Here is a 12566-nt window from a genome sequence, read left to right as displayed (position 1 = left end):
CTCTACATTTCAATTTTTAGATATTTGCTAAACTGTCGCCTAATTGCAACATTTCAGTCACTGCTATTGCCGTTTTGGGTTTCAATCGAGAACGCTGCCCCCAATTGTTTTGGGTGAAAAATTATTTAAATTAAAAAATTATTTAGGTTAAAAAAACTCTATGTTAAACAAATCTATCGCCACCTCTGCCATGACTATAGGCGCTATGAGTGTTGTGCTAGCGCTATCTGCATGCTCAAAAAAAGATGACAAAGCCGCAACCACCACTGCTTCTGCAACGACGACCACCACCACGTCAACCTCTACGACTACTGCCCCTGTGGCGGCTTCCCAAGCCACCTCTAGCGCGCCTGCTAGTGCTGCCGTTATCACCGCTGCTTCGTCAACCACGATAACTGTCACCACGCCAGCGACTGCAGAAAAAACCGCCAACGTCAGCAGCGCGCCTACAGTTGCCGCCAATAATGCCGCGGCTGCGACCCCTAATCTTGCTCTAAAAGCGGATTTGACGCAGTTATTTAAAACCTTAAACGAGCTTGACCGCAATACCCAAGCCAAACAAGCAGAAATGGCAAAAAAAATGCAAAACGCCAAAACACCTGCTGACCAACAAGCTTTCTTTAAAGAAGTGGTGGCACAGTTAGATTTGCAAAAAGCCACGCTCAACAAATTAAAATTTAATGACCCCCGTGTTGCACAAACCCGCGATAAAATGGTTGAAAGTATTACCAATAGCCGTGCCGGTACGGCGGCTTTAATCAAAAAACCAACGGCAACCCCAGAGACCAATCCAGAAATTGCTAAGTCAATGGAAAAAGCGCAAAAATCCGCTGAAGAAGCCCGTACCATGTTGATGCAATTAACCCAAGAAGCAGGCATCAAGCCAAAAGGCGCAGACGCCGCGGCTAGCAAAAAATAAAGTCATTTTTAAATAAAAAACTCTCATGATGAGAGTTTTTTTATGTCGGTTAGTTTTTATGACTTCATAAGCCTGCTATGACTGCATCAGGTGGGTAAATAACATGGCAGTCATGATGGCATCATTCAAGGCATTATGGGCAGGTAATCGCGGGATTTGGTATTCTTCTAGCAGTTGATTGAGGTGTGGTAACTGCCCAACTTGGCTAGGGTCATGTCGATGCTGATTTTGTTGATACAAGCGACTGACATCGACAAGTTTATTAGCCAGTTCCACACCCAAAAACGGTTTGGCAATGGCATTTAAAAACGCCATGTCCATGTCCACACAAAACCCAATTATCGGACGGTTTTTAAGCATTGGCAATAATTGGGTGAGCATCTCGTCATACGATAAGCCATTGTCAACATCTATCGGTCTTAATCCGTGAATCACAATGGTGTCCTGGGTTGGCATCACAGGCGGACGGCATACCAAGGACAGCGCGCTATCGGTATCAATCACAAACCCGTTACTTTCTTTGCGTACCTGTACTGCGCCGACACTTAAAATATAATCTTGTTTGGCATTAAGCCCGGTCATTTCTAGGTCTAGGCTCACCCACTCATTGGGGACTTTAGATAGCGGGGTATCAAACAGATAAGCGTACTCAGGCTTGCTGAGCCGCTGTTTTTGTCGCTCAAGTTTTTGAACGCTGAACAGATTTTTGATGCGATGAAACATGGCTTTTCTCTAGGCAATTAACACTATCTATTTAGTTAAAAAATATCTTCAATTAAAAAATATCTACTTAGTTAAAAAATATCTAGGCGATAATGATGGGTAATGAAGGTTTTAAAATCTTTGACCATCGCCAAACATTCTTTTAACAAGTCTTTTTCCAGTGCTGATAAGTGATTGGGATTTACCGCTCGCGCTGTTCTATCCTGTGTGGTCAATGCCACATCCAGTCGTTTTGCCATAAAAAAATCCAGTGCTTCTGCCAGATTTTGCGCCATGATGTCATCTAGCACCTGTTGCTGTGCCAGCTGCTGCAGTCGACTTCGAGTATTGGTCTCAGTGATATGATATTCCAGTGACAAGGCGCGCACGCCGTGGACAATCGGGAATATCCCTGCTTTTTTTAGGTCAATATCGGTTTCACTGGCACCGACAAATTTTTGCCACCAACCACTGCTATCGCCAAATTGTAAAATTGGTTTGGCGAAACGGTTGATAAAGTTACTAGTCGCCACATTTTGCGCGCTGACTTGCCAATGTTTTTGCAGCTGCTCAAAGAGCTTAATATCGCCGCAAACAAAATGCGCATCGACTAAGGTCGCAATCCACATCATATCTTCACTACTGCCACTCACGTACCATGCGGTGATTTGTTTTTCAAATGCGGTTGAAGTTTTTCGCCAACGCTCGTTGCTAAGCATAATCTTGCCATCACAATAGGGATAACCCATGTTCGCCAATGCCTCATTGAACTGCGCGGCATAGCTGGGCAGATTATCATCTTTAAAACCATTGCGGATAATCAGCGCATTGTCTTGGTCAGTACGCAAGATTTGTTCGCCACGCCCTTCTGAGCCCATCACAAACAGACAGGTATTGTAGAAGGTGATAGCAGGCACAATTAGCTGCCATACCTTGGCAAACACTTGTAAATTCAAACTTTGTACCATACGGCTGATAACATGGATTTTGATGCCGCTCGCGTGCTGCTCACGGATAAATTTACCAATCAACTCCACCGCCACCGCAACATCCTCTAGGCTCTGCGCTTGCTCAATACGAGCAACAATAAGATTGGAATGGTTGGTTAAAAAGCTCAGTAATTCGGTTTGTCCCAAAATCCCAATGATTTGACCTTGACTGTCAATAATGGGTAAACGGTGGGTACGAGTTTGTAGCATGGTCAGCAAGGCTTCACTCACATCTTGCGATTGATGCACGGTATGGATTTTAAAATTAGTAAAGTCCAGCACAGGCGTGGTAGCAAAATCAACTTTTTGTCCAATCGCTCGGCACACATCGGTTTGGGTAAAAATACCGATGCGCTCGACATACGCTGCGATGGTAGATTTTTCGACACCTTGTGCGATGAGTTTGTCACGCTCCGCTTCGGTCATTCGCGCTTGTGACTTAACCAAAATATGCTTGATGTCAAATTGGTTCATCGCCATGGTGGCTTCATACAGCGTTGCCGTATCATCGACAAAATGCGGCGGTTTGATATGCTGCCCCAAATTGGCAATCGGTTGATATAGCAGTTTTTGACTTTCACTTTGGGCAAGGCGGGCTTGGTGATGGTTGAGACGGGCAGCGACATCGGCAAACAAGGCGTTTTTTAAGGTGGGATTTTGCTCGGTGATTGCACTTAGCACTTGCCCATCGATACGGTACATCAGACTTTGCTGCTGGGTGATAAAGTTGAACACGCCGTTTTGCCTGACCTTGGTATCAAACCAATCGCCTGCGTTTAAGGTAGAAATCAACGTATCACCTTGTAATTGATGAACAAAGCCTTTAAGGATAATGAAAAAATCCCCTTGCCATCCTGCAGGTATGGGCTGCAAGTTGTCCAAATAGACGATTTTACTGTGCTGCTGCAGATGGGTTCGCTGCTGAACGCTTAATGTATCAAACGGGGGCTGGTGTAGATGTTGTATGTCCAAAGTCTGTATCGTTGAGCCACTCATATCACCATCCTTGTATTGCGGCTAAAAATAAATCTCATGTCCTATGAGTCTTGTTAGATTATAATCAAAGTTGTCTGAGGCAACAATCATGTTTCAACAAATATCGATGGGTCGTGGTGGTATGTAATTTACACCCGTCAAACATATCAGTATGGGTAATGGGTAAACAGATGAATTATTTAGGTTTTCTTTGTTTAGGTCTAGGGATTTTGACATTGGTCGCGGGTATGCTATGTTTTTTATTATCTAAAGTCAGTAAGGAGCCGCCTGTCAGGCATAAAACCCAACGCATTGCGATGGTGCTATTGCCGCTAGCGATTGTACTCACTAGTATCGGACTCAAATTTAGTATGAATGTGGTTAATCCTGAGAGGTAATCCCTATTAGCTTTGGGGGCTTAACATTTTTTCAATATTAACGTTAATTTATTGAGAGTCAAAATGTACTTACCGCTAACCATAATTATATTAGGGTTATAAAAAATACTAAAAAATAAATTTTATTTTTCTTATCTATATTGTTGCTTTATGTAACAAAAACTTTTAGTTTTCTAAATATTTGTTAATATCATAAAAGACTTTAGTTCACTCTTTTTAACTAAAATTGGTTAACTAACTCTTTTTATCTAAACTTAGGAGATATATATGAAAATTAAAAAACTCTCAATTGCCACCCTTTCTATCATGTTAATGGCAAGCGGATTGACGGCTTGTGGCGGTAGCGACTCATCTTCATCCAGTACAGGCAATGCGACAAATCCCCCTGTAAACACCAGTTTATCAGAAATTGAACAAGCCAAAGAAATTGTTCGTACTGCAAAGTTGTTTTTGACCGATGCAGATTCTGTGCAAAAAACGTATGAAAGTGCTAGCGATTTAATGACTGATAAACAGCAGGATCGCTTATCTGATGCAGTAGATATACCAGCCATCATCCATGATTATATGCGTAAGCATAATTTAACTACATTGACTGCAGCACAATTACAAGATTTGACTAAGCGTGATACCACATCATTTGAAAATTTATATTCATATTTGGGACAAATTAGTCTAGTGCCTAGTAGCGATTTTCAAATTTCTCGTACTGCTGATGACCAATTTACGATGCAAGGCAAGCTAACAGCAACCAAAGATATTTATGACTATGTTCGAGTCAATAATCGTTATACTTATCAACAAGTTGACAAAGATATCTATGAGGTAGTTTATAAAGGTTATAAAGATACCTTAGATAGAATACAAAATAGCAGTACCATTCAAGGTAATTTTGGTTTTGACAGTATTACAATTGGTAGTGGCGCAGAGTTGGTTAACTTAACTGCCAACCAAACCGCAGGGCAATTTAACGCAAGTTTCAGCAAAAACGTGAATTATGACAGCGAATTTGATATTGATACCGTGCACATGGCTGGGACTACCCTTAACAAAGGTGAAGCCACTATTAAAAATATTGTGCTAACTGCAAATGGCAATACAGTTAATGCTACTGAACTCTCAGCATCGGCTTTAGACATTAGCAATATCGTCAATGGTCAAACACTAATTCGTACAGTCCCATATCAATTTAAAATCGCAGGTCAGTTGAAAATGGCGACGCCAAAAACTGATGCAACGTTTTCTTTAAATGCAAGTGCTAAAGAAAGTGATATCAAAAATATGCTTGTGATTGATGCCAATGATGAGGTTGTTGAAAAAAATGGCGTAACTTTGCCAATCACTGCCTTGGTTAGTATCAAAGGTCAAGCGACCGGCGAAAACAACAAAGCCATTCCATTAGATTTCCAAGCAACCTTAAATCGTAAAGCCAATAAAGTTGTTAGTCTTGATAACTTGGTTGCCACCGTAGAAGGTAAAACACTATACGCATTGGGTACAAGCAATTTTGATGCGAATAATGAGTTACTAAACTCGGAAGTTACTTTCAAACAAAACAAAGCGACGATTACTGTCAAGTTTGACAAAAATAATGATGCTATTAGCACGAATGGTAAACTCGCGGACATCCTTGTTAATGGTAAAGACTATGGCGATTTAATCCAAAATGGCAGTATGATTACTGCTAAATTCACTGATAATAGCTTAATCACACTTTAATACGTGATGATAGTTGCTTTAAAGAGACAGTTTGCTGTCTCTTTTTATTATCTTAATTAAAATAATCTCTTATGACCGTTCGGTGCTCAACTTGAAACTTTTATTTAATGCCAGCCGTTCTCAAGCATCTCTGCAACTACTATCTGCACTGCTATTCATATCTTACAGTTTGAACAGTCACGCCCAAGCGGATACCTATGAATCTGAGAAACCTTATAACATTCAGTGGGAAACTGACATTACCAGTTATAGTCCGACTCAGTCGATTGATAGTTTTACCGATGATTGGGATGAGCCCTTAGAAAATGGTGATTTTGCTTATATTCAAGGTCGCAGTGACATCCGCTATTCTACTGACCAAAGCCCCCTAAGCTATGCTTTAAACTACCGTTATGATTATCTTTTATCTTTTAATCCTGCGACTGCTCAAGTCTATTGGGATTATAAAAATAACAAACTACCGTCAGAAAACCGTCGTTATCCATTAAAGCTCACTGCCGATTATAGTGAGCGCTTAGGGTTTGGTATTGCCAACCAATTTGAACTACCAAAACAATGGCAGATAACGCCCCAGCTCAATATTTGGCAGGGATTACATGGGTTGACTGGCACTTTAAAGGGGGATTTAACTACCAAAACTGCTTATGATGAACAGCGTAAGCTTGTTGATACGGTAAGCGTAGCAACTATTGATTTGTCTTATCAATATGACAAACCCGCTTTAAAAGAGGATCGTATCGGTTGGCAGCCTAACCACCCAAATGGTATTGGCTACTCGCTTGACTTACATATAAACGGCAAATTACCTTACGATACCACTTTAATGGTTGATGCTTATGATATCTTAGGAAAAATGTATTGGCACGATATGCCAATGACAGATTATAACTTTAACTACAGCGCCATTGGGCGTCCACCGTACACACTAGAAGGACAGCTGAGCAAAAAAGACTTGAGTCAAAACTTACCTTGGCATGTTCAAACTGCGATTGAAAAACGCTTTACGCCAGCTTGGTCGCTTGGTTTATATAGTGAGTTTAACGATGTAACTAATTTACACCAACTAGCGCTAACGCATCATACCCAATTTAAACACACGCCATTGGCAATGACTGGCTTACTAGAACCCCAAACTAAAGCTATCGGCCTGCAAGTCAAGCATAAAGACTTTGGCATAAGTTATCTAGCCGATGACTTAAACATGAATGACGCCAAACGCATCGCACTCAATTTTTTTGTACGACACGATTGGTAATCTGTCCTAAACGCATTTTAAAATCACAAGGATAGCAAGGGGGTTGATTGCGAGGGGTTGTTATACCACCAATAAAAAAGTCAGCCTAATATAAGCTGACCTTTAACCTAAATTAACCTAAATTAACCTAAATTCAAAACAATTAAGTGGGCTTGACCGCGACTAGCACACGGATACTATCAGGAATTAAGGATAAATGACCTAGGGCATGTAAGCCCTGTTCTTGCAAACGTTTTAATTGATTGATTTCTGCGTCTCGTACATTCGGATTGATGGATTGCAAATATTGCAGGCGCTCAACTTCACGCTCATAGCGCTGATTAAATACCTCTTTGGCTTGCTCACTTATCGCAGGTAATTGCTGGTTTGCCAATGCTACTGCTTGCTCATAGCGCACTTCGATAATGTCTTTACGCGCTTTGATGACTTGACGCGCTCGGGTTTTATCCAAACGATGAATATGCGACACAATCATATCAGGCGCAATTTTATCGCTAAAATCAGTCCCTTGCTGGCTTAAAAACACCCGAATGAGCGGCTTTGGCAAAAATGCAGGTAAATTAAGTAGCTTTGGCGCAATCGCTTCAACACGGAAATTAACTTCGACCAATACTAGTCCTTCAGGCATGGCATTACTTTGCAAAGTTGCAACCGTGGTATTACCAAACGTGCCTGCGTTGACCGTTTCAAAGATACTTTGCATCAAAGGATGCTCATAAGTCATAAATTCCATGTCTTCGCGTAGTAACGCTTGGTCACGCTCAAAGGTCAAGTTCATACCATCTTCAGGGACAGACAGTCCTTGCACTTGTACTTCATCGCTCGGATGCAGCATCAATGAGCCATCACGCTGTCCACTATATTCCATATTGATGGACGACATAAAGCGTTCAAACAAACGTGGCAACATGTGGGTATCATCAAAATCACGCATGGTGTAAGCGATTTTACTGGCGACACGCGGGCGACAAGAATTGTATTCAAGCAGTCTGTCACGCCCTGCTTGCATGGCTGCTTCCAGTGCGAGGCGCTGGGCGTTGCCTTCTTCAATCAACTGATCTAAAGTAATTTCTTGACCATCATCTTCGGCTTTTTGCCCTTCAAGTAGCGGTTTTAAATCCACAATAAACTGCTCTTGAACGGTTTGCGCCGTGGGTGAGATTTGGTTAAAAATATTTAGGGCTTCGTTATACCAGCGGTACATACGTTCAGTTGCCGTGCCTTCGACAAAAGGCACATGAATGGTAATCTCGTTTTGCTGACCAATCCGATCGAGGCGACCAATCCGCTGCTCTAATGTGTCAGGATTGGCGGGCAAATCAAACAGCACCAAATCACTGGCAAACTGAAAATTACGCCCTTCAGAGCCAATTTCAGAAGCCAACAAGACTTGCGCGCCTTCAATATCGGCAAAATATGCCGCCGCTTGGTCGCGCTCCAGTAGGGTCATTTGCTCAGTAAAAATCGCGGTTTTAATGCCCGCATGCAATCGTAATACTGCCTCTAAACTCTCAACCGTTGCCCCACTGCGCGCAATCAGTAGCACCTTTTGATGTTTTAAGGTGTTTTTAAGCAAATCAACCAGCCAAGGCACCCGCGGGTCTTGTTCCAGCCAACTGCCATCCGGCTGTAACTCTTCTGGCCATAATTGTTCGCGCAATTTACCTTGCGTGTGATAACTGTCTTGCCAACTTATCGGGAGCGGCAGCGGGTACGCCATTGAGCGCCGACCTTTGAAGCCAGAAATGAGCTCAGAGACGCTCTCACGGGTGTTGCGAAATAGCACACGACCAGTACCATGACGATCTAACAATTCATTGATGGCGCGCGCACGACCTTGCTCGTCATCACTGATGTCATGACCTAACAACTGCGCTAATGCTGATTTTTGCTTATCTGACAGCGATTGGTCACTTAATAACACCTCAGCAATTGCGGCGGTTTGCGCAAAATTTTCTTCTGCATCGATAAAGTCGTCTAAATCATTAAAACGATTGGGATCTAACAATCGTAACCGCGCAAAATGGCTTTCTAAACCTAACTGCTCAGGGGTTGCTGTGAGTAACAACACACCTGCGGTTTGTTCGGCCAAATCTTCAACCAAATCGTATTTGTCATTGCCCCCTTGCTCACTGTCCCAATGCAGATGGTGCGCTTCATCCACAACCAGCAAATCAAACCCCGCTTCCAAGGCTTTTTCATGCAAATCTTCATGGTCGAGTAGCAAATCGATACTGGCAATAATCAACTGCTCAGTCGTAAAAGGATTTTGCTCAGGGTCATGCTCTGCAATCGCTGCGGTTCTGACCAAATCAAAAATCGCAAACTCAAGATTGAAACGGCGACGCATTTCAATCATCCATTGGTACTGTAAACTATCAGGTACCAAAATCAAAATACGCTCAGATTTGCCGGTGATGAGTTGCTGATGAATAATGAGACCCGCTTCAATCGTCTTGCCAAGCCCTACCTCATCGGCAAGCAGGACACGCGGCGCGATACGTTTACCGACTTCATGGGCGATATACAGCTGATGCTCAATAACATCGACACGTGCACCCATCAAGCCTCTTAGTGGATGAGACGCCAAATAGGCTTGGGTACGCAGTAGCTCTTGGCGCAGTTCGTACCAATCATTTTGGTGGATACGACTGGCGAGCAAGCGCTCAAGTGGTTTTGCCAAATTAATATTAGCCGCAAGGCGCGTTTCCATAATCGCACGGTCATGACCTTCAACCGAGTATTTATAGACGCCATTAGTTTCTTCAAAATCGCTGACCACATACGACGCGCCATCTTGGTCATGTATGGTATCCCCTGCTTTGAAAGTCACACGCGACAAAGGCGCCGATGTCTTGGCATACACACGCGTTTCTTCACTTTGCGGGAACAAAATATGCACGCAGCGTTCATCAACGAGCACGACGACGCCCAGCCCCAATTCATTCTCTGTATCCGACAGATAACGTTGTCCAATCGCAAAATCAGTCATACCGCTTAACCATGCTTCCAAATTAGAAATTTAAATGATGAAAAGTAAAACTGTTTATGATAGCAAAAATTACATTTTCAAGTGAATGATTTTGTTGATAGCTGCTGTTTAGTTATTCATCATTCGCTATCAACCGACTGACGACTGGCATACCTTCGGTCATGAGCGCTTGTGTGAGCATCTCGATATTATACACCGCGTGACCTTTTACCGTATTTTCAAAGTAAATATACAAAGTATCAAAATTGGCTTGTTGATTGGCAATTGTCTTTGCCCAAGCTTGCATTTCTGTATCCCTGTATCGATAATCATGCCGCTCGGCCGCCGAATGGGCATCCCACCAGTCTAAGTTTTGCCCATGCATGCGTAAATAACCGATGCGGCTAGTAAATAACAACCGACTGGGCGGCAAACCATGGATATTTGGATAGTCCACACTACACCAAATCAAATTTTGCTGCTGAAAACTGGCGTAAACTTGCGGGATATGCCAGCTTTGGTGGCGAAATTCTATCGCCAATGGCAACCCATCAAACCAACTGGTTAAGATTGCCAAATACTGACGATGTGCCACCGTTCTATCAAAACCATGCGGAAATTGAATCAATAACGCAGACAAGCAATCTGCCGTCAAGATAGGTTCAATCGCCTGCAAAAAAGCTTGCGCAGTCTCTGCGGTGGCGGTTAATCGGTGGGTAAAATCTTGGTGAATCTTAATCGAAAATTTTAGCTGCCCGTTGGATTTTTTGAGCATACCTTCATACGCTTTTCGACCTAAAGGCGCATAGAAGCTACTATTGATTTCAACAGTGGCATAATGACGACTATACTCGGTTAAAAATTCGGTTTTTTTGGTGTCAGCAGGATATAGGATTCCCAAAAAATCCGTATCACTGTATCCACCGGTTCCGATATAGATGCTCATAGAAAATTGTTCTACTCAATTGCAAAATTAGCCCGTCATTGATTAATAGAAATTAATAAAAGTCGTATATAGCGCCATCATCCATAACAAAAACAGCATCGTCAAGGCTAATAGCTGCGCGGCAGAACCTACATCTTTACCAATCTTTGCCAACGGATGCCGTTCTGTCGATGTATGGTCAATTGACGCTTCAATACCGGTATTAAACAACTCAACGATGAGAGAAAAAAACGATGAAAACACCAGTATCATTTTAATCGGCATCATAAAAGGTAAAAAAATCAGCACAACTAATAAAATGCTATTGAGCCATGCAACCTGTCGAAAAGCTGCTTCATTTTGATACGCCGCAACCAAACCATCTTTTGAGTAACCGGCGGCATTGATGATACGTTTGAACCCTGTTTTTCCCTTGGTCTGCGCGGCATACCCATCTAAATGGCTAGCAAATTTATCAGAGCGCTGATTTGAACTAGGTGATGTCATGGTGGTAATGGGTTTTAAAAAATTTCCTCATTCTACCATAGATTAATCCTAGAGTTTTCACAATATCTACTGCCGTGAGCATTGATAGCCACTGATAAACAAGCTTTAAATTATGAGAATTTAAGTGCAAATAAAATCTATAAATATTGATTGCCATTTTAATGATAATGACATAAATTCTAAGCCTTCTGCTATTTTTTTGCAGCAATCACTCCACCTTGCAATTTTTAGTTAGTGCTGTCACCTTATTTGATGAAAAATCTATGATGAAATTACGCGCCACTTGCCAACTCGATTATTACTTTTCCCAGCCAACCCCTGCAGTGTTCCTATTACGACCGCAATCAGGGTTAGCACAGCAGATCACTCAAGAAGAATGGCAAGTCACGCCACCCTTACCAGTTACAAGCTATAACGATAATTTTGGTAACTTATGTGACAGGGTTTTATTTCCGATGGGGGATTACCAAGTTCGTCTAACAGTTGAGCTATATACTAGCGAATGGATAGATGTCGCACCCGGTATGCCAAAAACACCGATTGAGCAGCTGCCTTCAGATACGATGGTATATTTGTTACCCAGTCGCTATTGTCTGCCAGAATTTCTACTTCAAGAAGCCCAAATGATAACCCAAGATTTTGCCGACGGTTATGACAAAGCGGCGGCAATTTGCGCCTATATTTACCAAAACTTTACTTATCAATATGGGAGTAGTACAGCAGAGACCACAGCACTAGATACGTGGCAACATAAAAAAGGCGTCTGTCGTGATTTTGCCCATTTGGGCATCAGTCTATCACGGGCATTAGATATGCCGGCTCGCATGGTAGTTGGGTACTTATATCAACTTGACCCAATGGACTTACATGCATGGTATGAGGTTTTTATTGGCGACCGTTGGTACACATTTGACGCAACGCAATCATCGCCCAAAGGCGGTCGTGTGATCTTAGGTTATGGAAGGGATGCTGCGGACGTTGCTTTTGCGACTTTCTTCGCGCCATTTGAATTAAAAGATATGAAAGTTAACGTAGAAAAAATCGATTAATTTTGGCATAAACATTTGAGATTGAAGCCTTGGTTAGAAGGCTTTAATACCAATTTTTCAACGTCAATATGCGAAATTTATTTTAGAATTTCAAAGACCAATAAAAACACCCACTTACTTATGTAAGGTGGGTGTTTTGGAATAGGGAGCTGACGAT

The 12566-nt window shown here is 42.2% G+C and carries 10 protein-coding genes; 5 read left to right on the top strand and 5 right to left on the bottom strand.

Annotation, left to right across the window (positions count from 1 at the left end; all coding sequences use genetic code 11):
- The first annotated feature begins 160 nt into the window (after nt 1-160).
- Entirely contained in the window at nt 161-919 is a 759-nt protein-coding gene (locus RTJ53_RS05760; RefSeq protein WP_312276232.1) for a hypothetical protein, read from the top strand.
- Nucleotides 920-994: 75 nt separating this feature from the next.
- On the opposite strand, the gene RTJ53_RS05755 is transcribed toward RTJ53_RS05760, so the two are convergent.
- Both RTJ53_RS05755 and RTJ53_RS05750 read right to left on the bottom strand, forming a co-directional pair.
- Entirely contained in the window at nt 995-1642 is a 648-nt protein-coding gene (locus RTJ53_RS05755; protein ID WP_312276231.1) for a 3'-5' exonuclease, read from the bottom strand.
- A 71-nt stretch (nt 1643-1713) separates the two neighbouring features.
- A complete protein-coding gene (locus RTJ53_RS05750; RefSeq protein WP_312276230.1) occupies nt 1714-3606 on the bottom strand; it encodes a DUF294 nucleotidyltransferase-like domain-containing protein in 1893 nt (630 codons plus the stop codon).
- A gap of 170 nt (nt 3607-3776) precedes the next feature.
- Between RTJ53_RS05750 and RTJ53_RS05745 the strand changes: the two genes are divergently transcribed.
- The 3 genes from RTJ53_RS05745 (at nt 3777) to RTJ53_RS05735 (ending at nt 6957) form a co-directional block, all read left to right on the top strand.
- Nucleotides 3777-3983, top strand: coding sequence for a hypothetical protein (locus RTJ53_RS05745; RefSeq protein ID WP_312276229.1), 207 nt, complete (start codon nt 3777-3779; stop codon nt 3981-3983).
- A 267-nt stretch (nt 3984-4250) separates the two neighbouring features.
- Nucleotides 4251-5702 (top strand): hypothetical protein, encoded by a 1452-nt coding sequence (locus RTJ53_RS05740; protein WP_312276228.1) that lies wholly within the window; start codon nt 4251-4253, stop codon nt 5700-5702.
- A gap of 91 nt (nt 5703-5793) precedes the next feature.
- On the top strand, nt 5794-6957 hold the full coding sequence (locus RTJ53_RS05735; protein WP_312276227.1) for a hypothetical protein: 1164 nt from the start codon (nt 5794-5796) through the stop codon (nt 6955-6957).
- A 142-nt stretch (nt 6958-7099) separates the two neighbouring features.
- On the opposite strand, the gene rapA is transcribed toward RTJ53_RS05735, so the two are convergent.
- From rapA to RTJ53_RS05720, 3 genes are all read right to left on the bottom strand, one after another.
- The gene (gene rapA / locus RTJ53_RS05730) at nt 7100-9949 is read right to left on the bottom strand and encodes an RNA polymerase-associated protein RapA (protein WP_312276226.1); all 2850 of its coding nucleotides are present in this window, start codon (nt 9947-9949) and stop codon (nt 7100-7102) included.
- A 112-nt stretch (nt 9950-10061) separates the two neighbouring features.
- Nucleotides 10062-10874, bottom strand: a complete 813-nt coding sequence (locus tag RTJ53_RS05725; protein WP_312276225.1) for a DUF72 domain-containing protein — start codon at nt 10872-10874, stop codon at nt 10062-10064.
- Between the two features lie 42 nt (nt 10875-10916).
- Entirely contained in the window at nt 10917-11360 is a 444-nt protein-coding gene (locus RTJ53_RS05720) for a diacylglycerol kinase (protein WP_312276224.1), read from the bottom strand.
- Nucleotides 11361-11623: 263 nt separating this feature from the next.
- Between RTJ53_RS05720 and RTJ53_RS05715 the strand changes: the two genes are divergently transcribed.
- Entirely contained in the window at nt 11624-12409 is a 786-nt protein-coding gene (locus tag RTJ53_RS05715; RefSeq protein ID WP_312276223.1) for a transglutaminase-like domain-containing protein, read from the top strand.
- The last annotated feature ends 157 nt before the right edge of the window (nt 12410-12566 follow it).

The organism is Moraxella sp. CTOTU46711, from assembly GCF_031975715.1.
GTDB lineage: Bacteria > Pseudomonadota > Gammaproteobacteria > Pseudomonadales > Moraxellaceae > Faucicola.
This window is presented reverse-complemented; position numbering and strand designations above follow the sequence as displayed.